General features: G+C 61.4%; 20 protein-coding genes and 1 pseudogene. 2 read left to right on the top strand and 19 right to left on the bottom strand.

Annotation, left to right across the window (positions count from 1 at the left end):
• Positions 1 to 273 precede the first annotated feature (273 nt).
• A complete protein-coding gene (locus AYJ54_RS18950; protein ID WP_245329072.1) occupies positions 274 to 1695 on the top strand; it encodes an MFS transporter in 1422 nt (473 codons plus the stop codon).
• A 114-nt stretch (positions 1696 to 1809) separates the two neighbouring features.
• On the opposite strand, the gene purU is transcribed toward AYJ54_RS18950, so the two are convergent.
• From purU to AYJ54_RS19000, 11 genes are all read right to left on the bottom strand, one after another.
• Entirely contained in the window at positions 1810 to 2694 is an 885-nt protein-coding gene (gene purU / locus AYJ54_RS18955) for a formyltetrahydrofolate deformylase (protein ID WP_063701020.1), read from the bottom strand.
• Between the two features lie 54 nt (positions 2695 to 2748).
• Entirely contained in the window at positions 2749 to 3639 is an 891-nt protein-coding gene (gene folD / locus AYJ54_RS18960) for a bifunctional methylenetetrahydrofolate dehydrogenase/methenyltetrahydrofolate cyclohydrolase FolD (RefSeq protein WP_063701022.1), read from the bottom strand.
• A 234-nt stretch (positions 3640 to 3873) separates the two neighbouring features.
• On the bottom strand, positions 3874 to 4668 hold the full coding sequence (locus AYJ54_RS18965; RefSeq protein ID WP_245315880.1) for an ABC transporter permease: 795 nt from the start codon (positions 4666 to 4668) through the stop codon (positions 3874 to 3876).
• An 11-nt stretch (positions 4669 to 4679) separates the two neighbouring features.
• Positions 4680 to 5546 (bottom strand): ABC transporter permease, encoded by an 867-nt coding sequence (locus tag AYJ54_RS18970; protein WP_063701023.1) that lies wholly within the window; start codon positions 5544 to 5546, stop codon positions 4680 to 4682.
• Positions 5543 to 6562 carry an ABC transporter ATP-binding protein gene (locus AYJ54_RS18975; protein WP_245329073.1) on the bottom strand — a complete coding sequence of 340 codons (1020 nt, stop codon included), beginning with the start codon at positions 6560 to 6562 and terminating at the stop codon, positions 5543 to 5545. Before AYJ54_RS18975 ends, AYJ54_RS18970 begins: the two co-directional genes overlap by 4 nt.
• 109 nt (positions 6563 to 6671) lie before the next feature.
• Entirely contained in the window at positions 6672 to 7250 is a 579-nt protein-coding gene (locus tag AYJ54_RS52485) for an extracellular solute-binding protein (protein ID WP_245329074.1), read from the bottom strand.
• Positions 7162 to 7734, bottom strand: coding sequence for a type 2 periplasmic-binding domain-containing protein (locus AYJ54_RS52490; RefSeq protein WP_245329075.1), 573 nt, complete (start codon positions 7732 to 7734; stop codon positions 7162 to 7164). Before AYJ54_RS52490 ends, AYJ54_RS52485 begins: the two co-directional genes overlap by 89 nt.
• A 102-nt stretch (positions 7735 to 7836) precedes the next feature.
• On the bottom strand, positions 7837 to 9516 hold the full coding sequence (locus AYJ54_RS18985; RefSeq protein WP_063701025.1) for a hydantoinase B/oxoprolinase family protein: 1680 nt from the start codon (positions 9514 to 9516) through the stop codon (positions 7837 to 7839).
• Positions 9509 to 11581 carry a hydantoinase/oxoprolinase family protein gene (locus tag AYJ54_RS18990; protein WP_063701027.1) on the bottom strand — a complete coding sequence of 691 codons (2073 nt, stop codon included), beginning with the start codon at positions 11579 to 11581 and terminating at the stop codon, positions 9509 to 9511. The genes AYJ54_RS18985 and AYJ54_RS18990 overlap by 8 nt, the downstream gene beginning before the upstream one ends.
• 165 nt (positions 11582 to 11746) lie before the next feature.
• Positions 11747 to 12523: an aspartate dehydrogenase domain-containing protein gene (locus AYJ54_RS47435; protein ID WP_082905742.1), complete on the bottom strand. Its 777-nt coding sequence runs from the start codon at positions 12521 to 12523 to the stop codon at positions 11747 to 11749.
• Between the two features lie 61 nt (positions 12524 to 12584).
• Positions 12585 to 13823, bottom strand: coding sequence for a pyridoxal phosphate-dependent aminotransferase (locus AYJ54_RS19000; RefSeq protein ID WP_063701031.1), 1239 nt, complete (start codon positions 13821 to 13823; stop codon positions 12585 to 12587).
• A 190-nt stretch (positions 13824 to 14013) separates the two neighbouring features.
• Here AYJ54_RS19000 and AYJ54_RS47440 point away from each other — a divergent pair, with 190 nt between their 5' ends.
• Positions 14014 to 14910 (top strand): LysR family transcriptional regulator, encoded by an 897-nt coding sequence (locus AYJ54_RS47440; RefSeq protein ID WP_082905739.1) that lies wholly within the window; start codon positions 14014 to 14016, stop codon positions 14908 to 14910.
• Between the two features lie 13 nt (positions 14911 to 14923).
• Here the strand turns inward: AYJ54_RS47440 and AYJ54_RS19010 are convergent, their stop codons facing one another.
• From AYJ54_RS19010 to AYJ54_RS19045, 8 genes and pseudogenes are all read right to left on the bottom strand, one after another.
• Entirely contained in the window at positions 14924 to 15571 is a 648-nt protein-coding gene (locus tag AYJ54_RS19010; RefSeq protein ID WP_063701035.1) for a hypothetical protein, read from the bottom strand.
• A 1-nt stretch (position 15572) separates the two neighbouring features.
• Positions 15573 to 18467 carry a 2Fe-2S iron-sulfur cluster-binding protein gene (locus tag AYJ54_RS19015; RefSeq protein WP_136623797.1) on the bottom strand — a complete coding sequence of 965 codons (2895 nt, stop codon included), beginning with the start codon at positions 18465 to 18467 and terminating at the stop codon, positions 15573 to 15575.
• On the bottom strand, positions 18464 to 18739 hold the full coding sequence (locus AYJ54_RS19020; protein WP_063701037.1) for a sarcosine oxidase subunit delta: 276 nt from the start codon (positions 18737 to 18739) through the stop codon (positions 18464 to 18466). The genes AYJ54_RS19015 and AYJ54_RS19020 overlap by 4 nt, the downstream gene beginning before the upstream one ends.
• 10 nt (positions 18740 to 18749) lie before the next feature.
• Positions 18750 to 19991, bottom strand: a complete 1242-nt coding sequence (locus AYJ54_RS19025) for an FAD-dependent oxidoreductase (protein ID WP_063701039.1) — start codon at positions 19989 to 19991, stop codon at positions 18750 to 18752.
• A gap of 527 nt (positions 19992 to 20518) precedes the next feature.
• Positions 20519 to 20821: pseudogene (locus AYJ54_RS19030) on the bottom strand (response regulator); the annotation flags it as partial.
• Positions 20822 to 20910: 89 nt separating this feature from the next.
• The gene (locus tag AYJ54_RS19035) at positions 20911 to 23967 is read right to left on the bottom strand and encodes an efflux RND transporter permease subunit (RefSeq protein ID WP_063701041.1); all 3057 of its coding nucleotides are present in this window, start codon (positions 23965 to 23967) and stop codon (positions 20911 to 20913) included.
• 27 nt (positions 23968 to 23994) lie between these two features.
• Entirely contained in the window at positions 23995 to 25110 is a 1116-nt protein-coding gene (locus AYJ54_RS19040; RefSeq protein ID WP_063701043.1) for an efflux RND transporter periplasmic adaptor subunit, read from the bottom strand.
• A complete protein-coding gene (locus AYJ54_RS19045) occupies positions 25107 to 26606 on the bottom strand; it encodes an efflux transporter outer membrane subunit (protein WP_063701044.1) in 1500 nt (499 codons plus the stop codon). Before AYJ54_RS19045 ends, AYJ54_RS19040 begins: the two co-directional genes overlap by 4 nt.
• Positions 26607 to 26815 lie beyond the last annotated feature (209 nt).

Consider the following 26815-nt stretch of genomic DNA (forward strand, 5'->3'; position numbering starts at 1 on the left):
CGTATTCGTTGATGATCAAACGTGGATGCCCCGCGTTCCCCTGACAATTACAATTTGGAGATTGGCTCGTTCTAGGAATCAGATGCCGGCTGCGTGGACCGCAACCGGAAGCCGCGCCCGCCCATCCGCCCAAGCATCTGGTTTTTAGAACGCGCATATCGGATAGTTCTATTGGTGCTGCCGGAGCCTCTTCGGCATCCTGCCTCCCCAACAAGCAAGATGCCAATCTTGCGATCTCGGCCTCAAAGCAGGCCTCGAACGGGAGGACGGGACATGGTCGTGATGACCACCATGGCGGCTGACGCCGAGGTGCACGTGGACTCCGGCAGGGGGACCATCGAAGACATCGCCGGCCGCATGGAGCGGCTTCCGATGTGCCGCCATCTCTGGCGTCTGGTCGTCCTGATTTCGCTAGGCGGCTTCTTTGAGCTCTATGATCTCTTCTTCACGGGCTACATCGCTCCTGGACTGACGAGGAGCGGCCTGCTTGCAACGACGACGGCCAACTTCTTCGGCTTTCAGGGGATAGGCGCGTTCGTCGCCGTGACGTTCATTGGCCTGTTCATCGGCACGTTCTTTCTCGGCTTCATCCCGGACAAGCTCGGCCGGCGCTTCGTGTTCACCTGGGCGCTGGTCATCTATACCGCAGCGACCGTGATCATGGCCTTTCAGACCACCACGGAAGGCCTGCTGCTCTGGCGCCTGCTCGCCGGAATCGGGCTGGGCGTCGAGGCGATCACCATCGATGCCTATATCGCCGAACTCGTTCCGCGCCGCATGCGCGGACGGGCTTTTGCGCTCAACCAGACGATCATGTTCCTCGCGCAGCCGGCGGTCGCGCTGATGGCGTGGTGGCTGGTGCCGCAATCGCCGCTTGGCTTCGACGGTTGGCGCTGGGTCATCTGCATCGCGGCGTTCGGCGCGGTGATCGTCTGGTTCATCCGTCGCGCCGTTCCGGAAAGCCCCTTCTGGTTGTCGCAGAGGGGCCGGATCGCAGAGGCGGACGAGGTCCTTTCCGCGATCGAGGCCCGGGCCGAAAAGCAAATCGGCAGCAAACTGGCAGCGGCGAAACCGATGTTCATTCCCCGGTCCTCGACGACAGCGGCCCTGCCCGACCTCTGGCGCACTCCGTATCTTCCAATCGTCGTGACGCTTATCATATTCAACATCTGCCAAGCGTTCGGGTATTACGGTTTTTCGAGCTGGGCACCCACGCTCCTGATAGAGAAGGGCATTACGATCACCAAGAGCCTCGAATACTCCTTCGTCATCGCGTTTGCCGCGCCGCTCGCCCCGCTCATTGCGATGAGCTACGCGGACAAGGTGGAACGCAAATGGATCATCGTGACCACCGCTTTCATCATCGCATGCGCCGGGTACGGCTTTGCCGAATTCGTACAGCCTGCGGCCATCATCGCTTGCGGTCTTGCGATCACGTTTGCGAACACGACGCTGTCGTTTGCGTACCATGCCTATCAAACGGAAGTCTTTCCGGCGCGCATCCGCGCACAGGCCGCAGGCATCGTCTATTCCGCAAGTCGGGTCGGCGCGATGTTCTCGGGCTTCATCGTCGCTTTCGTGCTGCGCAATTCCGGCGTCTCAGGCGTCTTTGCGACAATCACGACGGCGATGGTAATCGTCATGCTGGTGATCGGCATTTTCGGGCCCAGGACCCGCGATCGGGTCGCCGCCTGACCAGGCCGGGAACCGCGAGCAGGCCGGCATCGCGTCGATAGAACGACGCGCGGTGCCAGCCGTTGAATGAGCCCGCCGCAAGCCCGAAGTTATCTTGTTCTGACCACCCGACCTTTAGCCCATTCGTTCCGCCGCATACGATCCCGGCGAGGCCGGAAAGACGACCGTCTTATCGTCGTTGACGAGCACACGGCGATGGATGTGCGCGTGGACGGCGCGGGCGAGAACCTGGCTTTCGACGTCCCTTCCCAGGCTAACGTAGTCTTCTGGGCTTTGCGCATGCGTGACTCGAATCGTGTCTTGCTCGATGATCGGTCCCTCATCCAGGTCGGCCGTCACGTAGTGGGACGTCGCCCCGATGATCTTCACGCCCCTCTCAAAGGCCTGCTTGTATGGGTTCGCGCCCTTGAAAGAAGGCAGGAACGAGTGGTGGATGTTGATTATCCGACCGGACATCTTCTTGCACATCTCATCGGACAGAATCTGCATGTAGCGCGCCAAGATGATGAGTTCGGCCCCGGCCTCCTCGACGATGCGCATCTGCTGAGCTTCGGCGTCTGGCTTGTTTTCCTTTGTCACACGGACGTAGTGGAAGGGAATGTCGTGGTTTACAACGAGCTTTTGGTAATCGAGATGATTCGAAATCACCGCGACGATGTCTATCGGGAGCGCGCCGATTCGCCAGCGGTACAGAAGGTCGTTCAGGCAATGGCCGAAGCGCGACACCATGATAACGACCTTCATCCGTTTCGACGCGTCGTGAATGGCCCACTTCATGTCGAACTGCTCGGCGACCGTCGGAAAGCCCTCGCGCAAAGTCGATAGCTTCGCGCCTTCCTGTGAGAGGAAGCTCACCCGCATGAAGAAGCGGTCCGTCTGCGCGTCGTCGAATTGCGAGCTGTCCGTTATGTTGCAACCGTTCTGCGCAAGAAACGTCGAGATCGCGGCAACGATCCCGCGCCTTGCCGGGCATGTAACGGTGAGGAGAAAACTGGCCATGAAGAGAACTCGAAGGGTTGCGGCTGTCGCCGGATGGTGAAGCGCTTGCGGCACTCAGGCCGTCAAGCCGACGGGTTCGGGGAGGTTTCTGGCTCGATGCGCCGCGGTCAGGGTGTTGACGAGCAGACACGCGATGGTCATAGGGCCGACGCCGCCCGGAACAGGCGTGATCGCGCCGGCGACGGAAGTCGCCTCACCGAAGTCGACGTCGCCGACGAGACGGAACTTTCCGTCGCGTTCGACGCGATTGATGCCGACGTCGATTACGGAAGCTCCGGGCTTTATCCAATCGCCGCGGATCATTTCGGGCCGGCCGACTGCGGCGACGAGGATGTCGGCTCGCCGACATACCGACGGGAGGTCGCGCGTTCGGCTGTGCGCAACGGTGACCGTGCAATTCGCTGCGATTAGAAGCTGCGCCAACGGCTTCCCGACGATGTTCGACCGTCCCACGATCACGGCCTCGAGGCCCGAAAGGTCGCCGTGGACCTCCTTCAGCATCATCATGCAGCCGAGGGGCGTACACGGCACCAAAGCCCGCTGTCCGGTCCCCAGAAGTCCAACGTTCGAGATGTGGAAGCCGTCGACGTCCTTGTGCGGTGCGATCGCGTTGATGACACGATCCGAACTCATGTGAGGCGGGAGGGGCAACTGAACCAGTATGCCATCAACGGCCGCGTCACGATTGAGCTTCGCGATCAGCGCCAGCAATTCGTCCTCGGACGCATCGGCGGACAGGCGATGCTCGAACGAGTTCATTCCGACTTCGCGGGTCTGGCTGCTTTTGTTGCGTACATAGACTCGAGAAGCGGGATCTTCGCCCACGAGCACGACGGCCAGGCCGCAGACGACGCCGTGATCATCGCGAAGCCTTGCAGCGATCTCGGCCGCCCGGCGGCGGATCTGGGCCGCGGCGGCTTTTCCATCGATAATTCCACGTCTCATTACGCTGCTCCGATTATCTTGAACGAATGTCTGCCGCGATAATGCATATGGTTCACCCTTTCGCCTCACATCGATGAGGCCGTTCTCCAAGCGCTCTGGCCGTGCTTCCAACGCGCTTTGGCCCTCGCGGGCGCCAATGACGACAGCCGCTTCAATGCGCTGTCGATCTGGAAACCTCTTTACGGGCCGGGCTATTCCGCGCTGCTGTCTCGTATCGGCCCTGCACTCCGATGATCACTTTGAGACGGCCTTTCCGAGCCCGATGGCCCGCTCCACGATAAGCACGATGCCGAGCGTGCCGAGCACCAGGAGCGCAGAGACGGCGGCGACGAGCGGATCGGTCCAGCTCTCCACGTAATGGTAGAGCGAGACGGGGAGCAGTTTGAGCTGCGTCCCCGCAATGAACAGCGAAATCACGACTTCATCGAACGAAACGATGAAGGCTAGCGCTGCGGACGCGACGAGTGCAGGCGTCATGAGCGGCAGAGTGATCTGACGAAAGACCTGCCACGGCGCCGCGCCGAGCGTTCCAGCGGCATCTTCGACGAATGAGGGCATGGTACCGAGGCCCGTCATCAGCACTCTCAAGGCATAAGGCAGCGTAATGACCAGGTGCGCAATGACGACCCCGGGCCAACTGCTCACCAGGCCGTATCCGGCGAATATGACGAGGATGGCGAGGCCCAGGACGATGCTTGGAAGCAGGAGCGGCGCGGTGAACAGGGAAATCAAGGCGTCTTGCCCCCGAAAACTCCATCGCGTCAACGCCACAGCCGCAGGCATCGCGACTACGAGCGTTATGACGGTCACGCAAGCCGCGATCAGCAGGCTGTTCCGAAAAGCCGTCACCATCTCTTCGTTGTGAAGAAGAGCGACGTACCACCTGGCACTCCAGGCCGATGGTGGCCAGGCGACATAGGCGTCGGCGGAGAATGATATGGGGAATACGAGGATGACCGGCGCAAGCAGAAACATCAGTATCAAAATGATGCTCAGTGCGTGAACACCTCTCGCGATCTTTGGCAGCACGACCGAGCCCCCTACTCTACGATCTTGGAAAGTTGGCCGTAGAACAGCAGGGCTGTTCCGAACACGATCAGAATCAGGACGGACAAGCACGCGGCAACCGGCCAGTTCAACGTGACGATGGCTTGGTCGTAGATCTCGGTCGCCAGCAGCGCGACCCGCCCGCCTCCCAGCATCTTGGGCGTAATGAAGCTACTCACCGCGAGCACGAAGCAGAGAAGGCACCCGAGCAGAATTCCCGGCATGCTGAGCGGGAGAACGATCCGGCGGAATACGGTAAAAGGGCCGGCTCCAAGCGTCTCCGCGGCCTGTTCCAGCGTCGCATCGAGTTTTCCGAACCCGGAGAGAAGCGACAGTATCATGTAAGGCATGAGGATTTCGGTCATGCCGATGATGACGCCCAGCTGATTGTTGATCAATCGCGGCGGCGTCAGATTGAACGAACGCAACACGGCCGGCAAGAAGCGCTGGTCGCCGAGGATCACCATCCAACCGTAGGTACGCACCACGGCCGAGATCAATAGCGGCGAGATGCAGAGCACGATGAGAAGCGCCTTGGCTCTTGTCGCACGGCTGACGAACAATGCGAGAGGATAGGAAAGCACCAGCGTGACGAGCGTGATCAATGCCCCGATCCAGACCGTTCGCCACAACATCGACCAGTAGTATGCATCCGAGATCAATGAACTCCAGGTCGACAGATCAAAACCCTCATTCATCGCTCCCGTAGCCGCCGCGCTGCGGAAGGACATGGCTGCGAGATTCGCCACGGGCGCGACGAAGACCAGGATGTTCACGAGAACGATCGGGAGCAGGAGGGTGGACAGCAGCGATCCCCCTCCGCTCTTTGCGTCGTTCGCTTCGAGCGCGGAAACGGTCATCCCGTCGCCTCCGAGGAGAAGGTAAGAGTGTCTCGCGTTTTCCATCGCAGCGTAACGGAATCGCCGGGCTGAAAGGGATCCGTCGCCGAGCTCGTGGCCTTTTCGACCTGCAAGAGACCAGCTGCCGTCGCGACCGCATACTGGAGCGTATCCCCGACGTAGTTGATGTGTCGGATCGTTCCGACAACCACATTCGCCTCCGGCGAGCCCACACTTGCTTCTCCGGCCGCTTCGAGATCGATGCGATGAGGGCGGATCATGATGAGGACACGCCCTGCACCACCGCTGGCGTTCGCGCGGACGAGCGAGTCGCCGACTGCGATGGCGCCGTCGTTACGCCATTGTCCGTCCAATCGGTTGATGCGCCCCACGAACTCGGCCACCATCGGCGTGGCCGGCCTCTCGTAGATATCGAGAGGAGTTCCGATCTGCTCCAACTTGCCGCGGTTCATCACGACGATCCGATCGCATATTGCCATGGCTTCCGTTTGATCGTGCGTGACGAAGACGGTGGTCATCCGCAGTCGCTGCTGTATCTCCCGGATCTCGTTGCGCATGTTGTCACGCAGTTTCGCATCGAGATTCGAGAGAGGTTCGTCCAGCAGCAGAATATCGGGCTCTACCACCAGCGCCCGGGCCAGGGCGACGCGCTGTTGTTGGCCGCCTGAAAGTTCGCGAGGCTTGCGATCCGCGACGCCCTCCAAACGAACCATCGCGAGCGCCGATGCGACCCGCTTTGCGATATCCTGCTTTCTTATCTTGCGCATTTGCAGCCCGAACGCGACGTTCTCCGCGATGGTCATATGCGGGAATAGCGCGTAGGACTGGAACATCACTCCCATGTTGCGTCGGTAGGTCGGCAGGCGGGTGACATCCTGACCGCCGACCTTGATCTTACCCGACGTCGCCTGGACGAGGCCGCTGATCATCCGAAGGGTCGTGGTCTTGCCGCAACCGGACGGGCCCAATAGGCCGAGCAACTCGCCCTGGCCGAGCGAGAAGGACAGATCGGCCACCGACGGCGCCAAGTGACCGTACCGCTTCTCTAGTGATTCAACCTCTAGATACAATGTCTTCCCGTCACTTGCGTGACGCTCCCGCGGTGCCGATCCTGGAACGAGATGCCTAGCTGCGGCTAATAACGTTCCTACGCCATTGCTCGGTGATCTTGTCCCTGAACTTGGCGACCTCGATCCAATCCACGTCGATCATTCGAGCCATCCGCTCCGGCGTGGTAGCAGTCCGTTTCCGCGCGTCCTCGGAAATTGATGCGTTCTTGTTCGTTGGAACGTAGGAGAGCTCTTCAGTGAACCTCGATTGCGTTTCCCCGCTCAACGCGTATGACATGAACTGGAGGGCCGCCTCGGGTTGCTTGGATCCGTTGACGAGATTGATCGTGTTGATCTGGGAGATCGAGCCTTCTTCGGGCATCGCGGCCGCCATGCGATCCGGATTCTGCTTCGAAACAGTCTGCGCTCGCGCATTGTATCCGCCCCCCAGATCGACGACCCCGTTCGCCACCGCCGCATAGGGATTAGGCTTGGGATCCCACGTCTGCACGAGGGGCGCCATCTCCGCCAGCAGTTGAATTCCCTTGTCTATCGACTGGCGATAGTCACCACCTCCGGCCAGTTTGTTGGCAATCAGCGTCAGTCCAACCCCCCACCAGATTCGGAGGAGCATCGATTGCGATGCGGCCCGCATGCTTCTTGTCCCAAAGCTCCTTCCATGATGTCGGCGGCGTTGCAAACTTGCCGGGGGCATACATCAGTACGAGCGCGTCGAATGTCACGGCGGGACCAGGCACTCCCTGGATCAGGGCCGCGGGAACCAACTCCTTCATCACCGGAAGCTGTTCGGCGGTCACGGGCTTGTAGATGTTTTCGTCCCCGCCGGCCTTGGCGACCACGACGTCCATGATGCAGACGTCGATTTGAGGAGCCGCCTTTTGCGCTCGCAGCATCCCGAGGTTTTGGGCGGACGTCGGCATCCCCATATAGTCCACGCGAATCCCGGGATTTGCCTTCATGAACGGTTCGATGACGGTTCTCTTGTAGATGTCCTCGAAGATATCGCTGTAAGCGGCGACCGTGATCTTCCTTTCCTGGGCGCTTGCTTTGCTCACCCACGGCATCGCTACACCGAGGGCGCCTAGAGCCAATACCTTGCGTCGCGTCAAATCTTGCATCGGACTTCTCCCTATCTTGGACTAAAAACTCTTCGGAGTCTTGTCCCGGCCAGCGCTTCAGTTTCCGGACGGAGATTTCTGCGGCCCGCTTCGGCGCGAAGCTCAGGCCGTACCGGAATAGTGTTGCTTCACATACGCCTCGGAAAATTTGCCCGAGGCGATGTCCTCGCGGATCGCTTCGGGGCGTCGCTCGACTGGCGGACCGTACCCGCCGGCTCCCGCGGTCTCGAGCACTGCGACGGCGTCCGGGTCCAGGCGAACACAGGAGGCTTTGGCGGCAAGCGCCGTGACTTGCCCGGTATCCGAACGGACGTAAAACCGTCCAGTGGCGCCGTCTTCGCCGCCGAACAGTCCCCAGGGCCGGTGAACGAAGCGTTCGCCGACTCCATTGAACTCGCACACTTGTCCAATCGGCCGAATCGTGCGCCGGATTCCCAAGCCGCCGCGGAAGCGGCCCGCTCCGCCGGTATCCTCGATCAAGGAGTACTCCTCGACGCGTAGAGGATATTCGAGCTCGATCGCTTCCACGGGGAGGTTCGAGGTGTTGGTAATATTGACCTGGACGCCGTCCTTGCCGTCGAATGTCGCGCGGGCCCCCATACCACCGCCAAGCGTCTCCAGGTAGACGTAGAGCTGTCCCGTCCTCGGATCCGTTCCGGCAAATACGGCGCTCGTGTTTGCTCCGTTTGTGGCCGCTACCACACGGTCCGGCACCTGCTCCGCGAGGGCGCCGAATACGCAATCGACGACTCTTTGGCAAGAGTTGGCACGCAAGGCGACCGCCGCGGGAGCAACGCAATTCACGAAGGAGCCGCGGGGTGCCTTGATTTCGATCGCATCGAAAATGCCTTGGTTGTTGGGCACATTTGGGTCGAGCAGAGCCTTGAGGGCGAAGCACACCGCCGACTGCGTCGCGTTGAAAACCATATTGAAGTTGCCAGGCACCTGCGGATCGCTTCCTTCGAAATCGAACAGAATGCGGTCGCCCGCTTTTTCGATTCTCAGCGCGATCTTGATATTCTCGGTGCCCGCGCCGTCATCATCCATGAAATCGGTGAAGGCGTAGACGCCATCGGGAAGCGTTGCGATCGCCTTCCTCATTCGCATTTCGGTGCGTGCAATCACTTCCCTGAAGATCACCGAAATCCTGTCGCCGCCATGCTCCCGCAGCACGTCCTCGAGCCTGGCAACTCCCAGCTTGCAGGCTGCGATCTGTGCGTTGAGGTCGCCGCGGCGCTCTTCCTCCAGGCGCATGTTGAGCAAGAGAAGAGTGAGCAGGTCCTGATCAAGCACGCCCTTGGAGTAAAGGCGCATGATCGGAATCCGCAGTCCCTCCTTGTAGATCTCGTTGAGACCTCCGGACATCGAGCCGACCGCCGCTCCGCCGACGTCAGCGTGGTGGATGATGTTGGCGACGAAGCCGATGAGGCGCGCACCCTCGAACACGGGCATCGCCATGTTGATGTCCGGAAGATGCGTTCCGCCCGCGACGTGCGGGTCGTTGGCGATGAAAACGTCTCCGGGATGGATGTCATTCCCAAATCTGTTCAGAATGAACTTCGTCAGACCTCGCATCGATGCGAGATGGATGGGCAGCGCCATTTCTGCCTGCAAGACCAGTCTTCCCTGCGCGTCGGCGATAGCCGTGGAGTGGTCATGGCGCTCCTTCACATTCGTGGAGAACGCGCTCCGCATGATGCTGATGAAGCATTCGTCGGCGATCGACTTCAGGCCGTTCCAGGAGATTTCGAGAGAAATCGGATCAATCACGATCTCAGACATTCTTGATCTCCATGATCATGTTGAGGGCGGCGTCGACCGCGATCTGAGCCCAGGGGGGAACCACGGTGGTCGAGTCGAGCTGGGTGATGATGGCCGGCCCCTTGATGATGGTTCCGGCGGGAAGCCCCGAGCGGTCGAACATGGGCGTCGGAACGGACCCTGCTTCGTCGAACCAGACATCCTTGGTTTCGAACGGCTCGAGTTTCTTGACGGGAGTCTCTGTCGCCGACTGACGCTGCGGCAGCTTAGCGATGGTCCGAAGCCGGACGTTCACGATCTCGATTGGCGCTTGTTGGTCGTAGTGGCCGTAGGCCCTCAGATATTCTGCGAAGAAGGCCGCTCGCAACTGCTCGGAATCCGGCAGGACGGGATGGCCCGAGCCGTTCGCGACCTCGACTGCAAGCTCATAGTTCTGACCGACGTACCGCATGTCGAGCGACAGGACGAGATGGGTTTCGAGAGCCCCTTCACTTTCCTGCGCGAGCCAAGCCTCTCCTTGCTTGACGAGGTCTGCAACGACGGCCGCGGCAGATCCCATGTCTCCGATGACGCGAGCGCGACAGCTCGCGACAAAGTCTTCCTGTAGATCCGAGAGGATCAGGCCCTCGGCGCAAAGAATGCCCGGAGCGCGCGGAACGACGATGCGGTTGATGCCAAGTGAGCGCGCAACGTCGGCCGCATGCAATCCCCCCGCGCCGCCGAACGGCATAAGGACGAACTTGCGCGGATCGTATCCCCTTTCAATCGTAACCGCGCGAATGGCGCGAACCATATTGGACGTGACGATCCCGACGATGCCGAGCGCCGCTTGCTCCACACTCAGGCCGAGTTCGGAAGCAATCGGCTCAACCGCCTTGACTGCCAAGTTGCGATCGATGGTCATGTCTCCGCCGGTGAGCGTTACAGGCAATCGACCGAGAATGACGTTGGCGTCGGAGACGGTAGGAAGCGTACCACCACGGCGATAACAGGCCGGTCCTGGCACGGCGCCAGCGCTCTCGGGTCCGACCTTCAAGAGGCCGTCCTTGCCCAACCTCGCGATGGATCCGCCACCCGCGCCAACGGTGTGGATATCCACCATTGGGAGCCGAATCCTGAAGCCTGAAATGTCTCGGGTGCTGGCAATCGCGGTCCTGCCGGCTTGGATCAGGCAAACGTCGGTGCTGGTTCCTCCGATGTCCAAGGTGATGACATCGAGAATCTCGGACATCGCGCCGGCGCCGGCCGCACCGACCGCTCCCGCGGCAGGCCCCGACAGCGCCGTGCGCACCGGGAATTGCGCAGCCCTGTCGACGGACATCAATCCACCACTGGACTGGAAAATGCCGAACTCCGCGTTGGGGGCGACCGTCGTCACCTCGAGCTTCAGGCGGTTCATGTAGCGCCCCACCTCGGGCTGGAGGAACGCATTGATCAGCGTGGTCGAGAACCTTTCGAACTCGCGAAACTCCGGCTGCACCTCGCTGGAAACCGAGACGAACACGTTCGGAAACGCCTCGCGCAACGCGGCCGCGATCCGCTTCTCGTGCGCGGGATTGAGGAACGAAAAGATCAGGCAAACCGCGACGCCCTCGATCTCCGGCTGCTTCCTCAATTGCTCCACCAAGCCGTCAATCGAGGCGTCGGACAGTTCGCGGACGACCTCACCGGTCGGGCCGATGCGCTCGTCGATCTCGAAACGAAGCGCACGGGAGGCGAGTGGCTGAGGCGCATCCAAATGCAGGTCATAGATGTGCGGCCGAACCTGACGGCCAATCTCGACGAGATCGCGAAACCCCTTGGTTGTGACCAAGGCCACCTCGGCGCCCTTTCGCTGAAGCAGCGCGTTGGTCGCGACGGTAGTCCCGTGCGCAAAACGCGTGATAGTGCCCGGATCGACATGGTACTTCTCGGTCAACTCTCGCAGACCGTGTAGAACAGCCCGCGAGGGATCGTCCGGTGTCGACGGCCTTTTGTGAATCAGGACGCGGCCTGTCGTCAGATCTCTGGCCGAGAAATCGGTAAAGGTACCGCCGACGTCGACGCCAACGACCCAATTTTGACGAGAGCTGTTCTGCTGAAGCATGTCGGCCTGCCTATTCGCCCTACATTGACTTGAGTGCTTGAATCGTCTCGGCGTCAGCCCATAGGCGATCCTCGAAACCCATGGTGGTCGATGACGATCTCATCAAGGCCACATGACTCGAAAGACCGCTTAGCGCGCCCGTCGAAGAAATTGCCATCGTGTCTCTCAGCTGTTGACGATTCCGCTGGACGCCAGAATACGCCGCACCGATCCCGCGGCTGACTTGGGAGTGTAAGCCCCTGTCACGCCGCCAAGGGAGTGCGATGCGACCGAAAAATCCCAGGCGAAACCTTGTCCCGAAACTTGAATGCGATGACGCATCTCGTCAGTCTCAGGCTTCGCTACAACGATGCTCTTGGTCCGATCAAAGCCGATGCCCGCGATTGCGATAGCGGCATGCACGTTGACGTTCCTCGGGAATCTCCGACAGGCCTCCCGGGCGCTACCCTCGAATACGACGCCCGAGACGCCGTTCTCAAGGCCGAGACCCGCAGCGCTTTTTGTCGTGGTGATCGTGACGTCTTCGATGCAGTCGCGCCCATCGACGAGTCCATCAAGTCCCAGGATCGCTCCGTGAGGCAGAAAAAACCGCGTGCCGTTCGCGCGGCAACTTTCTTCGACAGCGCGTTCTACTTCGGGCCGGGCAAGGGCGGAGCAGCTGAAGCCGCAAAGATCGGAAGACGCCAGCACACGCGGCGCGACAGCCGCCAGCACGTCAGCGTGGGCCGCCTCGACCACGAGGTCGACCGGCTGCGCGATTGCCTCGTCGAGGTCGGATATCAACAATGCCGGATCCAGGTCATCGAGGTCGCGCTCGGAAGCGGCTTTTGCTCCTGACACCAGGACACAAGCCACTTCGGCAACTTGGGAACGAGCAACTTCGCTATAGACGGATATTCCGATCGAGCCCGCGCCAATGATGCCAATCTTGCGATACTTCATCACGAGTAACCTGTCGGTAAGAGCGGACCGCCCGCCCGGGCGCCCATGTATGGCGATGTGATCACGCACTCCGCGCAACACGTCGGACACGATATCGCTCGATCAACGCAGCGACCCGCTCTACCGCAGCGACAGCGGCTTCGTGATCCTGCGAGTAGTTGAACCGGATGCTCCCGAAACTGTGCGGGCCGAACTCCGCTCCCGGCGTAACGGTGACGCCGGCCTGCAGCCGCAACGCGCGGACGAAATCGATCGCGCTAATCGTCAGGTCGGGAAGCCTTGGAAACAGATAGCTGCCGGCCTCGGGCTTTCGCAGCGCAAGCCCGTCAACCCGACGCAGGATGGCGAACAAGTCATCGCGGACTGCTTGGTGTCGCTGAATGCGATCACGCATCCAGTCTTCCGGTTCGGCGAGCCAGACATTCAGAACGGCCTGGCTGTAGCCTGCCGCGCGCAGCGAAACGATGGCTTGCAGCTTGGCCATGCGCTCGACGATCGACGCCGATCCGAAGGCGACGCCAAGCCGAAAGCCGCTAAGCGACTCGGTCTTTGACGGCCCCATGATCGTAATCAGATTTTCGCGGGCGACCGATTTCGCCCGCAGGTGGCTGTAAGCCTGACCCGCATAAAGCAGCCGCGAATAGAGCTGGTCGACGATGACCGTCGCGCCGTACTTGCCGGCGAGCCCGGCAATCGCGTCAATCTCATCGTCCGAGTAGACGACGCCCGTCGGGTTATTGGGATTGGAGAAGACGAGAACCCTGGCTCCGTCCCTGAATGCCGCCTCGAGCTGATCAAGGTTCAAACCCGCCCGGCCGGTAGCCCCGAGATAATCCATCTCGACCGGGACGAGGACGCCGTCAAAAAATCGGACGAGTTTCCGATTAGCAAAATAATCTGGCTCGACCACGGCGACCTTCGTCCCCGAGGTGACGGTTGCCCCCATCGCCAGAAACAGTGCGCCCTGCGTTCCCGGCGTCACGATCAGATCCTCGGCAGCCGAGAGAGGCGCGCCGGTAAAGATGCCCAGCCTCTCCGCAACGGCACCGCGAACCGCGGCATCGCCAAGATACTCGGTGTAGGCTTGGGATCCGCCGCGGCGATAACCTTCCAGAAACGCGTCGAGCGCCCCCGGAGTCGGCAGAAACGCGTCGACGTCGCCGTGAGAAAAGTCGACCGGCCTACCTTCGATCACACCGCCGAGAAAGGCACCATCGGAGGCGTGCGTCGTTAGCCGAACCTCCTGGCCTGGAGCATTTTCAGTTGCGAGCTCAGCGAATTTTCTCTGGATCGAATTCATCGTACGCTCGCCACCGTTTGCCCATTGATCCACCAACCGCTGACTGCTAGTTGGGCAGCGCACGCTCAAGCACGTGGGCCCTTGTTGCCGCGGGGATCAGCCCATCCCTTAATCGGTAGTACTTGCTTGATTACGCTCCAAGAAATAAAAACTGGCTCAGTGACCCTGTTTTCATTTGGCGGCGTTTTGAATGAGAAACTTGCCTCCTCTAAGCGGGCTTCAGGCGTTCGAGGCCGCAGCGCGGCATCTGAGCTTCACGGAAGCCGCAAAGGAATTGAATTGCACGCAAGCCGCAGTCAGTCAGCGTGTCCGCGGGCTGGAATCCTACCTTTCGCGGCAACTATTCGTACGCAGGCAAAATGGACTGCAACTGTCTGAGGTGGGCGAAGCCTACCTTCCCGGTGTAGCCGAAGCACTTAATCTCGCAGCTGCAGCAACTGAGGGGCTGCGTGGCAAGAATGTGCCCCGCACAGTGACCTTATCAGCCCCCCTATCGTTCGTTACTTTATGGCTTGCCTCTCGGCTCGATGGGTTTCTGAGCCAAAATCCGAATATCGAAATTCGCCTGAATAGTGCGATCTGGACTGACCCGAACGCTGAGCTGGCTGACATCGTCGTGGAAGTTCGCGACGCCTCGGAGCTGGACGCCGATACCCCTCATTTGCCCAATGAAACCCTGGAGCTGGTCTGCGCGCCGGCACTCATTGGCTCGCTTTCCACGACAGCGCTGCAAGACGTGCTGGACTCATCGAGGAAGATAGTCGTTCAGGGTCGACACAACGTCTGGCAGCGCTGGGCGACCAAGCTGGGCATCAATCTGGAGGGCGACGTTCCCGCGCTGAAGGTGGACAATTCCGCGACCGCGCTCGAAGCCGCTGCCCAGAACCTCGGTTTCGTCGTCACCTATTCGTCCTATTGCCAGCCGTATCTGAAGGACGGACGTCTTGCGACCTGGAGCAAGGCCAAGGTTCAGACCACGCTTTGCCTCGCACTCACCGGTTCGCCCGACAAACCTTCGTGGCATCCCGCGCACAAGGTTTTTGATTGGCTGAAGCAGGAGTTTCAAAAGGGAAAGTCGACGCCGTAAACCCGCGGCTCAGTTACGCGGCCCCCAGCTCCTTCAGGCTCGACATCATGAAATTTGCCGAGGCCACGTCGAAGAACAGGTCGAAGCCGTGGTCATTGGTGCGATCGGTACGTACGAGGATGCAGTCCATCTGCGCCACGCGGGTCTGCACCACGCTTCGTAGCGGCAATCGATCGGCATTCAGATCGACAGGGCACGTCTTTGCGAGAAAGTCCGCCACGTTGGCTCCATGAATGTGGAACCATGCCCAGACCTCTTCTCGCCAGGAATTGAAGCCTTTGCGCTCGCGGCCGTCGGATTCCCATTCCGATCGCAACGCAGCCAGGGATGCCGGTTCCCCGAGAGATTGAGGCAGGACCAGATAGTCCTCGGCTCCAAGACGAACAAGGTCGAGTTTTCGCGATGCAACCGGGGCAAGCGTATTGACCGGCTCTGGCAACGGAATCGCCTTGGACCTCAGCCAGTCGCTGGCGCCCTTGCCCTTAATGCCGAAGCGGGCATATCGGGTCAGATCCAAGACTTCGATTGGTCCTTCGCCGCTCCTCTCGGGCACGACCGTCGTCCGGACGAGTGTCGCATCGATGGAAGAAGGAACGCCATCCGGATGTTCGGCATACAAATCGCCGAGCGGCGTCCGCCGACCTGCCGCGAGAACAGCCATATCAGATTTCCTGCCGCTTGTTTTCGGGATCGAAGAAGTGCGGAGGCACAATGCGAGCCCGCAGCTCTGCTCCCTTCCGCGTTTTGATCAGCATCGTCCTGCCTTGCTCGGCCAGGTCGGCCGGCACGAAGGCCAGACCGATCCATTTCCCCAGGGTCGGCGACAGGCAGGTCGACGTGATGTGACCGACCGCCTCGCCCTGCTCCAGGATGAGGCATGCTTCGTCCGGCCTATCTTGCTCCGACGACGGAAGGTCGAACCCGACAAGGCGACGCCTGGCAGGCAGGCGACGCAGCAGCTCTGTCGACCTCTTGCCGATGAAGAAGGGCTTCTTCATCGCGAGGGCCCACGCCATTCCCAGCTCGTCCGCGGTGCTGACGGCATCGGTATCCTGACCGATGATGATGTGACCCTTCTCCAGACGCAGGATTCGCGACGCTTCCAAGCCATAGGGTCGCAGTCCAAGCGGCTTGCCGGCTTCCATCAAAGCATCCCATAAGGCCTCTCCATAGGATTGAGGCGTATGCAGCTCGAAGCTCAGCTCTCCGGAGTAGCCAATGCGCATGATGCGGACGGGACAGTTCGCGACACTGCCGATGCGCCCGCCCAGGAAGGGCAGTCCTTCCGACGACACATCCAGGCCCCCCGCCGCCTCGAGAACCTGCCTGGCGAGCGGTCCGGTGAGATTAAAGGCCGCAAAGCCGGCCGTGACGTTGTGGATGTCGACGTCGAGGCCCCATTGGACGTTCTGCCAGCACATGTCCGCATAAATGCGATCCACCCCGCCGGTCGTCGCCGTGACGTAGTAGTGATCCTCCGCCACCCTGGAGGCGACGCCATCATCGATGACCGTTCCCATCTCGTTCAGCGTCAGACAGTACCGGACCCTACCAACGGGCTGCTTGGCGTAGTTCATCGAACAGAAGCGATCGAGCAGCAGCCCTGCGTCCGGTCCGCGCAGTTCAATCTTGCCAAGGGTCGAGACGTCCAGGATGCCGACGCGCTGCCTGACGAGGTTCACCTCGTCGATGATCAGCGTATCGGGAGGTTTTTGGTCGCCGTAATATAACGGCCGCCACCACGCGCCCACCGGCGTCATCTTCGCACCGGCCTCGACGTGACGATGATGGACCGACGTGTAGCGATAGCGGCTCTGCTGAATCCCCGCGAGGAGCCCGAGTTTCTCGGGGCCGAATGGCGGGCGCGATGTCGTTACGCCGATATCGTCGACCTTGCGCTTGGTGGCACGCGCTACGATGCGAGCCGTGGCGAGAGCCGAATGACGGCCTTGCGACGGCCCCATCCCGACCGTCGAGAAGCGCTTCACGAGCTCAAGCTCGTCGTAGCCGGTGCGAACCGCGTTCTCGATGTCCTTGACCTGAAGATCCTCGTCGAAATCGACGAAATCGCGCCCCTTGGGATGCCCGACAAGGGGAAGCTCGAGGCTGCTGAGGCTTCGTTCCTCGTCCTCGGGCACCTCGATTTCACGCGAAGCAAGACCCAGCGTCTGCGCGGCGTTCCCACCTGCCTTGCGCCCTGCCGCGAGAACGGAGGGAAGGGAGAAATTGCCCGCGACCGATCCCGCCAGCGTCAGATGGGCCGGAACGTTGGTGAGCGTAAACTGCGCCGTGCCATCGTCATAGCTCAACTTCGCACCCGCCTGCAAAGCGAGCTGATAGGTCGGGGTATAGGCGCAGGACACCGAGAGAAGGTCGCAATCGATCCACTCCGACGTGTCCGCGTCGGAGCGCGTAATCCTCGCGGCCTTGAGATGCTTGTTGCCCGCGGCGCCCGCAGCCTCCGCTATCCCGGCGTTGAGGATGATCCGCACGCCTTTCGTCTCGAGCTGTGCGGCGAATGCCCCGTGTTGCTGCGTGGTTCGGGGATCGACGATCGCCGCCACCTCGACACCGGCCTCCACGAGATCTAGCGCCACCCGGTAGCCGTCCCGGTTGCCGGCGAAAACCACCGCGCGCCGACCTGGCTTCACAGCGTAGTGTCGCATCAATCGCTGTACGGCCGATCCCAGCACGATTCCGGGAAGGTCGTTGTTACGAAACGGGATCGGCTGATCGAGCGAGCCGGTGCAAAGGATGACCTCCTTCGCACGAACCTTATAGAGCCGGTTCGCCGTGATAATCGGGATCCAATTGTCGGCGTACCAGCCATTTGCGACAGCGTTGGTGAAAACATCGATGCCGGGATGCGCTTTGATCTGCTGCCTCAGATCGCCCAGCAAATGTGCGGTGGCCTCCGGCTCGTCGTCGAATCGCGCGTAAGTCAGGGAGCCGCCAAGCTCCGGGTTCTCGTCCACCAGCAGGACGCGCGCCCCCGTGTCCGCAGCTTCGATCGCAGCCGAAATGCCGGCCGGACCACCACCAACAACCAGGACATCGTAGAACAGGTTCTGCTTTTCATAGCGGACGCGGGGAGCGGAGGTATCGACCCTGCCGAGACCGGCCTTTTTTCTGATCAGCGGCTCCCAAAGCCGGAGCCAACTGTTCTTGCCGGGACCAAAAAAAGTCCTGTAGTAGAAGCCGACCGGCATGAACCGTCCGAGCCGATCAAGCAGCGCATCGCGATCCTTTTCGAGCGACCCATTCACATTCTGGGCTGTCGCTTCGAGACCTTCACGGAGAGGATGGACGTCGGCCAGAACGTTAGGCTCCCCGGCGACCTGGACCAGCGTATTGGCGTCCTGCCCGGCCATGGTCATGACGCTTCGCGCTCTGTGATATTTGAACGACCGCGAGATGAGCCACTGCCCCGAGGCGACGAGCGCGCTTGCCAGCGTATCGCCGGATAGCCCGCGAAACGTCCTGCCTTCGAATGTAAAGGTCAGGACTTGGCCTCGATCTATACGGGTCCCGTATGGCAGGGGCAAACGCGGAATCATGACTTGTTCTCGATGCGCGAAAGCTCGCTCGCGCTGTAGGTCGCGATGATCTCGTCGGTGACGGTGTGTCGTTCGGCGATGAAGTAGTAGTTCGAAGGCGTGTGTCGCCACCACTCGCGAATGATTCCAGCCTTGTTCTCCTGGTAGAACAGGTAGTGACACCAAGCGGCATCGCTGGCCGATTGCGCATCGACGGCGTCGTGAACCGGCCCGAAGCAGGTGAACTCGCTGATGTTTCGTGGCCCGTTCAGCGGGCAATTCATGATTTTCATCCAACAGATCCTAGTGGCTTGCCGCGGTAGCACCCATTTCATTGATGAGAGCCATCGTCTCGAAGCGGCCCAGACTGAACGGAAGCAGGATGTCCGCAACCCGTTCGTTCGCGACAGTGTCGGCGAGATATTTCCCGGCGACGGGCGTCGCCTTGAAGCCCCAGGTGCCCCAGCCGCAATCGAGCCAATAGTTCCTGAGCGGACTGGCGCCCATGATCGGCGTGTAGTCCGGCGTCATGTCGGTGATGCCGGCCCACTGCCTCAGCAGCTTCACGTTGTGCAAGAACGGGAATAGCTGCACCGCGCCGTGAGCCAGCTGCTCCTTGATATCCAGCGTCGAGCGCGTCGAGATCAATTGATACGGATCCGAACCGCCGCCGATGACGATTTCGCCGCGGGAGGACTGCATGAGATACGTATGCAGATTGGCCGAGGAAACCAGCGTGTGAAGGAACGGCTTCAGCGGCTGTGTCACCATCGCCTGCAACGGGAAGCACCGAATGGGCATATCGATGCCGGCCAGTTTCGCAACGTGCTGATTGGCGCCGCCCGCCGCCTGGATCACGTGTCCGACGCTCACCGTCCCGCGGCTGGTCCTGATCGCCGACACCTTGTCGCCCGATATGTCGAAACCCAGCACCTCGGTCCGCTGGTGGATTTCCACGCCTCGCCTGGCGGCCTGCGCCGCGTAGCCCCATGCGACCGCGTCATGCCGCGCCGTGCCGCCGTCCTCGTGCCAGAGGCCGCCGAGGATCTCGTGCTGACCGCCTTCATCCATGTTGAGGTGAGGGCAGATTTCCTTCACCTGTCGCGGATCAACGACCGAAATCCGCGTGCCATGGTGCTTGCCCATCTCGGCGCGCAGATGGAAGGATCGAAGAGTCGCCTCGGAATGCGCGAGCGTGAGCTGGCCGCGCTGCGAGAACATGACGTTGAAATTCAACTCATGCGACATGTCTTCGTAAAGCGAGACGGCTTCCTTGTAGAAGCGTATCGATTGATTTGTGATGTAGTTCGAACGAATCGTGGTCGTATTCCGGGCCGTATTGCCTCCGGCAAGATAGCCCTTCTCCAGAACAGCAACGTTTCGGATGCCATGATACTTGGAAAGGTAGTGAGCAGCCGCCAGGCCATGCCCGCCGCCGCCGATTATGACCACATCATAGCGGCGCCTCAGATCCGGCGTAGCAGGAATCTCGCGGTGCGGAACGTAGTCGCGTTTCAGCCCATACTTGAGCAATGTGAGAGGCATAGCGTGGGGGCTGCCTTCGTTTAGCATCATGATCGCTTGAGCCTATGCTTCGCCTCCTTCGGCCGGCTCATCAAGAAACGTTATCTGGATCGCTGACCCCGATTATTTTTTGCAAGGGTGCCAGGGCAACGCCAGTTGCGAGCTGGCGCTCGAACCCAAGAGGATATTTTCGGGCTGAGAGCTCTAGCGGGAAGGGAGATCCGACTACGCCGGGTCATCCATGGCACTTAAGCCGCCGTGGACGCTGTGGAATCCACAAGAGAGGCGTTTGCACGACCAATCGATCGCATCAGCTGGCGCGCGCAGGCCGCTTGAATTTGGATGTGTCGCGAACGTTCGGCGATCGACCACCTCCGTCATTCTCGGCAAGCCCTTAAGCGGCAATTCTGCCCCTGTTCGGATAACTTGCAAAACCAGCTCACTCGAGTGCTTAGTGCGTGGCGTCCCCGGGTTCAAAACTGAGGGACGCTTCGCTCACTCATCATTTATGAAACAGCGGCCGCTTAGGCACCGACTGCTCGTCAGGTGACGTAGTCATCAGCTCCCATTTCGAGGTCGACAATTCGATCAATGTCATCGCTCTTCGCTGTGAGGAAGATGATCGGCGTCGAATGAGTGACACGCAGACGCCGGCACAGACTAAGGCCGTCCTCTCCCGGCAGCATGATATCGAGCACGATCAGGTCGACGCGGTTCTGCGCGATATAGCGATCCATCTCGCGGCCATCCGGCGCCAGACCGACCGAGAAGGAATGCCCGCGCAGATAGCGCGCGATCAAATTGCCTGTTTCCTGGTCGTCTTCTACGATGAGGATGGTCTTGATCATCATCGATTCGCTGTTCGTATCGCTACCGGAAAGCTTGCCGACCTCGCCGGCATCGGACCGAAGCGGCCGCACCCGGAGACCACGCCGCAAACTCAGTTCGTACGTCGGGCCACGCTTGCCTCGCCACGATGTGCGATGAGCGCGTAGGCGACCGGCACCACGAACAGCGTGAACAGCGTTCCGATCGAAAGGCCGGTGGCGATCACAAGGCCCATATTGTAGCGGGAGACCGCGCCCGCGCCGCTCGCCGTGACCAACGGCAGGACGCCGAGCACCATGGCAGCCGTCGTCATCAGGATCGGCCGAAGCCTGATCGTCGCAGCCTCGATGATAGCCTCGGAGCGGCTCTTCCCCTCGGCGCGCAGCTCGTTCGCCACCTCGACCATCAGGATGCCGTGCTTGCTGACGAGACCCATCAGAGTGACGAGACCGACCTGAGTGTAGATGTTGATGCTGGCGCCGCCGAGGCCAACGCTGATGAAGATCAGCGCGCCGGCGAGCGACATCGGGACCGAGATCAGGATGATGACGGGATCAACGAAGCTGTTGAAGAGAGCGGCGAGCGCAAGATAGATGATGATCAGCGCGAACAGGAACGTGGCGATGAAGCCACCCGATTCCAGCTCGAGCTGCCGGGAGGCGCCCGCGAAGTCGACCGAGTAGCCGGCCGGAAGGGATTTTGCGAGGCTCTTCAAGGTCGCCAGCGCATCCCCCATCGCGACCCCCGGCATCGCCACGCCGGAAAGGGTCGCGGCGTTGATCTGCTGGAAATGGTTGAGCGCCTGCGGAACGGTCTTGTTGTCGAGATGGGCAACCGTCGCCAGCGGCACCATCGTGTTGTTGCTGGTGCGGATCTGATAGCTCAGGAGTTGCTCGGTCGTCAGGCGGTCGTTCTGGCGGACCTGCGGAATTACCTTGTAGGAGCGGCCGTCGAGGCTGAAATACCCGACGTAGTTCCCGCCCAGCATGGCTGCTAGCGCGCCGCCGAGATCGCTCATCTTCAGTCCAAGGTCGCCAGTTTTGTCACGGTCGAACACTACGGTGCTCTTCGGCTTGTCGATCTTGAGGTCGTTGTCCAGGAAGATGAACTGTCCAGTCTTGAGCGCCTCGGCCATGAAGTTCCGGGCGACCTCGTCCAGCTCGTTGAACGAACCGGTCGTGCCGATCACGAACTGGATCGGCAGACCGTTGCTGCCCGGCAGCGGCGACGGCTGGAAGGCCACCGAGCGCGTGCCGGCAATGCCGTTGAGCAGGCCCTGCAATTCGGGCTGTAGCGTCTTGGTCGTCGCAGTCCGCTTGTCCCAAGGCTTGAGCACCCAGCCGCCGATCGCCTGCGAGGGCGTGTCGATCTGGAAGACCACGCTGGTCTCGGGCCGCTTGGCTATGAGATCGTAGAGCTGCTGGCCATAGAACAGGCGCTGCTCGGCCGTTGCCGAAGGCGCCGAATTGGTCAGCGTCAGCACCACGCCCTGATCTTCGTCCGGCGCAAGCTCGCTCTGGGAATTCGCATAGAGCCAGGGAATCCCGGCGAGCAGCAGCAACGCAAAAACCATCACCACGGATTTGGTGGCGAAGACGGATTCGAGCCGGCGGCGATAGGCGGCGGTCAGCCATTCCAGCACATGGTCGATCCTGCGCACCAGGCGCGCCTCCCAATTTGTGGCATCCCGCTCCGTCCGTCGCAGCAGCCAGGCAGAGTTCATCGGGGACAGCGTCAGTGCAATGACCGCCGACACGGTGACCGCGCCCGCCAGCGTGAAGGCGAACTCGGTGAACAAGGCGCCGGTGAGCCCGCCCTGGAAGCCGACCGGGACGTACACCGCGATCAGGACCACGGTCATCGCGAGGATAGGGCTGCCGAGCGCCCTCGCCGACTGGATCGCCGCCTCGACCGGCGTCTCCCCCTGGTCGATCAGGCGATGCACGCTCTCGACCACGATGATGGCATCGTCGACCACGAGCCCGATCGCCAGCACGAGAGCCAGCAGCGTCAGCAGGTTGATCGAAAAGCCCATCAGCAGCATCAGGGCGAAGGTGCCGATCAGCGACAGCGGAATCGCGATCACCGGGATCAGGACCGACCGCCAGGAGCCGAGGAACAGAAAGACGACGATGGTCACGATGACGACCGCCTCGACCAGCGAGTGGACGACCTCGTCGATCGAGCTGTTCACGAACTCGGTCGAGTCGTAGAGAATTTCGCTGACGATGCCGTTCGGCAGGTTCGCGCTGATGTCCGGGAGGGCCGCTTTCACCCCCTTGATGACGTCGAGCAGGTTGGCGGTCGGCGCGACCTGGATACCGAGATAGACGGCGGTCTTGCCGTTGAACTTCGCCGAGCTGTCGTAGTCGTCGTTGCCTAGCGTCACGTTCGCGACGTCCTTCAGGCGGATGATGGCGCCGTTCACCTGCTTGACGACGAGGTTGCGGTACTGCTCCAGCGAATGAAGGTTGGTCGTGGCCGACAGGTCGACCTGGACAAGGCGCCCCCGCGTCGAACCGAGACCGGCGATGTAGTCGTTGCCTGACAGCGCGGTAGAGACATCGCTGGCCGTCAGCCCATAGCCGGCGAGCTTGTCGGCATCGAGCCAGGCACGCAGCGCGAACTTCTTGCCGCCGAGCAGCTCCGCTGTCTGCACGCCCGGCACGGCCTGTAGACGCGGCTGCACCACGCGCGTGAGATAGTCGGTAATCTGGTTGGGGGCCAGTACGTCGCTCGCGAACCCGACGTACATCGCGTCGATGGTCTGGCCGACCTTGAGGGTCAGCGTCGGCTGCTGGGCGCCGGTTGGAAGCTGGTTGAGGACCGAGTTGACCTTGGCATTGATCTCCGTCATCGCCTTGCCGGAGTCGTAGTTCAACCGCAGGTTCACCGTGATGGTGCTGGTGCCCGTGATGCTGCTGGAGTTCATGTAGTCGATGCCGTTGGCCTGGGCGATGGCATTCTCCAGCGGCGTCGTGATGAAGCCGGCGATGATATCGGAATCCGCGCCGGCATAGGCAGTCGTCACAGTGACGATGGCGTTCTGGGTGCGCGGATATTGCAGGATCGACAACGAGGTCATCGACCGCAATCCAAGGACGAGGATCAGCGCGCTGACCACGATGGCCAGCACCGGGCGGCGGATGAAGATGTCCGTGAAACGCATCGTATCTGCTCTTGGCTCGCGCGTCGTTTACTGGTCGGCGACGGTCGGCGCCGCCTCGGCGAGCGGCACGTGGGAATTGTCGATCCTGACCGGGCTGCCGTTACGAAGCTTGATCTGGCCCGCGATCACGACGCTCTCGCCGGGCTTGATCCCGTCGGTGACGGCGATGCGGTCGCCCTTTGCCGGCCGGGTCTTGACGAACATCTGCCGCGCAGCGCCCTGCCCGTCATGCAGATTGTCGACGACGTAGACGAGGTCACCATAGGCGTTGTTGACAATTGCCGTGAACGGAAGGGTGACGATCTGTTCGGGCTTGCCGATGTCGATTTCCACCTTGGCGAACATACCGGGCAGCAGGCGCGGCGGATTGTTTGCGATGGTTGCCCGGACCTGGACGTTGCGGCTGCCGCTATCGACCTTGGCATTGATCGCCGAGATGCGCCCCGTGAAGCGTTCATCGGGAAAAGCGTCCACCGTCGCGGTGACATCCTGCCCGATATTGATCGAGGCCAACGCCTGCTGTGGCAGATAGAAATCGACGTAGATCGGATCGAGGCTCTGAAGGGTGACGATGGTGGTGCCGGCGCTCAGGAACTGGCCGATGTCGACGGCCCTGATCCCGAGCCGACCGGCGAAAGGCGCCCTGAGTGTTTTCTGCTCGACGATCGCCTTCTGCTGCTCGACCAGAGCCCTGGCGTTCTTCAGACTGGCTCGGTCGCTGTCGAGCGTGGCCTGGCTGACCGCGTTGAACTTGATCTGCTCCTCGTCGCGCTTGAGCACGATCGCGTAGTTCTCGGCGGTGGCCTGCAGCGACTGTAATTTGGCGGCGTCGTCGGTCGCCACCAGCTGGAGCAGAGGCTGTCCCTCCGCGACCTCGTCTCCGGAGTTGAACTGGATGCGCTGCACGATCCCGGAAGCCTGGAGCGCCAGATCGGCGCCGTTCACGGCGCGCAGCGAGGCGACTGATGAAAGCGTCGATCGCCACGGCGCGGTTGACGCAACCACGGTGGAGACGGTCTGCGGCGGATTCGCCATGGCACCGATCGCCTTCCGGATCATCACGTCCTTGAAGGTCTGGAAGCCATAGAGGCCGCCGAACAGAACGGCCATCACGGCCAGCATGATCGTCATGCGCTTGGTCATCGCACCGCTTCCTGGGTTGAACGGTTGGGACCGGCGAAATAGCCGGGGTTGACGCGGGGCGAGGCATCGGCCGTCAGATCGGCCCTGTTCCACCAGCCGCCGCCGAGCGCCTGGAACAGCGCCGCGGTGTCCGAGAAGCGCGCGGCTTGCGCCTTGATGCGCGCGATGCGCGCATTGAGGTAGGATTGCTGGGCGGTGATGACGTTGGCGTAGGGAACCGCACCGGTCTTGAACTGCTCGATCGACATGGACAGGCTGTCCGATGCGGCCTTCTCGGCCTCGGCCTGCGCCTTCAGTGTCGCCGCGTCGTACTGGATCGCGCGCAGCGAATCCGCGACGTTCTGGAAAGCTGACATCACCGTGCTCTTGTAGGCGGCCATGTTCTGCTCGAAGAGCGCAACATCGGCCTCCTTGGTGTGATAGAGCGTGCCGCCGTCGATCAGCTTCTGCGTGACGGAGGACGTTGCGTCCCAGGCGATGGTGCCCGGCGAAAACAGCTTGCCCGTCCCACTTGCGCCGTAGCTGCCCGAGAGCGTGACCTGCGGGAGAAGATTTGCGACACCGACGCCGACGGTCGCGGTCGCCTGGTGCAGCGTCGCCTCGGCCTGACGGATGTCCGGTCGCTGGCGGACCAGCTCCGAAGGCAAGGTCACCGGCAGCCGACTCGGCAGGCGCAGCTCGGCAAGGGTTACATGCTCGCCGCGGTCTTCGCTCGGCAACCGCCCGAGATAGGCCATCAGTTGATTGCGCTGCTGCGCCAATTGTTTCTGGAGCGGAGGCAGCGTCGCCCTGGCCTGCGCGAGGGTCGACTCCTGTGCCAGCACGTCGGACTTGGAGACGGCGCCGATCTCGAACTGGTGCTGGATGCGCGCGAGCTGATCCGTCTCGGCCTTGACGATGTCCTCGGTCGCGGAGATCTGGTCGCGCAGCGAGGCGTCGGTGATCGCGGCCGTGATGACGTTGGCGGTCAGCGCCAAATAGGTCGCCTCCAGCTTGAACGCCTGGTAGTCAGCCTGCGCCTCGAGCGCTTCGACCTGCCGGCGCGTGCCGCCCCAGAGATCGAGCGCATAGGACACGCTGACCGACGTATTGAAGAGCTTGTAGAGCGGCGCCTGCTCACGCGCCGCTGAGCCAGTTCCGCTCACTTGGGGAAACAAGGCTCCCTGCTCGGCGAGCACGTTCTCGCGGGCGGCTCGCAGGGCGAATTCGGCGGATTGGATGTCCGGATGATTGCGAACCGCTTCGTCGACGAATCCCGTCAGCTTCCGCGAGCGGAAAAGTGTCCACCAGACGCCCGAGACGTCGCTTCCGGGCGAGAAGGATTGCGAGTTGCCACTTGGCGTCCTGGTGCTCTCTGTCGAGGCGAGTTGAGGCTCACGCGTGTAGCGACTCGCGGCCGGAGCGTCGGGCGCGACGAAATTCGGCCCGACCGCACAAGAGGCGAGTAGAAAAGCCGGCACGGCGACGCTGGCCGAAAGACTAGCGCACTTAACCATCGACGCACAAATGCAGCGTTCGGCCCGCCGCCCCGCGAAATTCCCCAGTCTTCTCAAGATGATGCTCTTTTTCGCCCAGTAATAGAACCGTACGGTTCGGTACCGATAGCGTCAGCGATCCGACCTGTCAAATAACCGTACCGTGACGTTCTATTCCGGGATTGAAACGTGAGACGCGCAGAACGCCGCTCCGGACGGCGCCCACGCCA

Source organism: Bradyrhizobium centrolobii (assembly GCF_001641635.1).
GTDB classification, from domain to species: Bacteria; Pseudomonadota; Alphaproteobacteria; order Rhizobiales; family Xanthobacteraceae; genus Bradyrhizobium; species Bradyrhizobium centrolobii.

Bases quoted from the DNA above. Each gene is read 5' to 3' on its own strand.
- folD (WP_063701022.1), bottom strand. From the start codon at position 3,639: ATGAGACGTGGAATTATCGATGGAAAAGCCGCCGCGGCCCAGATCCGC.
- AYJ54_RS19035 (WP_063701041.1), bottom strand. From the start codon at position 23,967: ATGCGTTTCACGGACATCTTCATCCGCCGCCCGGTGCTGGCCATCGTG.
- AYJ54_RS18950 (WP_245329072.1), top strand. From the start codon at position 274: ATGGTCGTGATGACCACCATGGCGGCTGACGCCGAGGTGCACGTGGAC.
- purU (WP_063701020.1), bottom strand. From the start codon at position 2,694: ATGGCCAGTTTTCTCCTCACCGTTACATGCCCGGCAAGGCGCGGGATC.
- AYJ54_RS47440 (WP_082905739.1), top strand. From the start codon at position 14,014: ATGAGAAACTTGCCTCCTCTAAGCGGGCTTCAGGCGTTCGAGGCCGCA.
- AYJ54_RS19015 (WP_136623797.1), bottom strand. From the start codon at position 18,467: ATGATTCCGCGTTTGCCCCTGCCATACGGGACCCGTATAGATCGAGGC.
- AYJ54_RS19000 (WP_063701031.1), bottom strand. From the start codon at position 13,823: ATGAATTCGATCCAGAGAAAATTCGCTGAGCTCGCAACTGAAAATGCT.
- AYJ54_RS19045 (WP_063701044.1), bottom strand. From the start codon at position 26,606: ATGGTTAAGTGCGCTAGTCTTTCGGCCAGCGTCGCCGTGCCGGCTTTT.
- AYJ54_RS52490 (WP_245329075.1), bottom strand. From the start codon at position 7,734: ATGCAAGATTTGACGCGACGCAAGGTATTGGCTCTAGGCGCCCTCGGT.
- AYJ54_RS52485 (WP_245329074.1), bottom strand. From the start codon at position 7,250: ATGCGGGCCGCATCGCAATCGATGCTCCTCCGAATCTGGTGGGGGGTT.
- AYJ54_RS47435 (WP_082905742.1), bottom strand. From the start codon at position 12,523: ATGAAGTATCGCAAGATTGGCATCATTGGCGCGGGCTCGATCGGAATA.
- AYJ54_RS18985 (WP_063701025.1), bottom strand. From the start codon at position 9,516: ATGTCTGAGATCGTGATTGATCCGATTTCTCTCGAAATCTCCTGGAAC.
- AYJ54_RS18990 (WP_063701027.1), bottom strand. From the start codon at position 11,581: ATGCTTCAGCAGAACAGCTCTCGTCAAAATTGGGTCGTTGGCGTCGAC.
- AYJ54_RS19040 (WP_063701043.1), bottom strand. From the start codon at position 25,110: ATGACCAAGCGCATGACGATCATGCTGGCCGTGATGGCCGTTCTGTTC.
- AYJ54_RS19010 (WP_063701035.1), bottom strand. From the start codon at position 15,571: ATGGCTGTTCTCGCGGCAGGTCGGCGGACGCCGCTCGGCGATTTGTAT.
- AYJ54_RS19025 (WP_063701039.1), bottom strand. From the start codon at position 19,991: ATGCCTCTCACATTGCTCAAGTATGGGCTGAAACGCGACTACGTTCCG.
- AYJ54_RS19020 (WP_063701037.1), bottom strand. From the start codon at position 18,739: ATGAAAATCATGAATTGCCCGCTGAACGGGCCACGAAACATCAGCGAG.
- AYJ54_RS18970 (WP_063701023.1), bottom strand. From the start codon at position 5,546: ATGACCGTTTCCGCGCTCGAAGCGAACGACGCAAAGAGCGGAGGGGGA.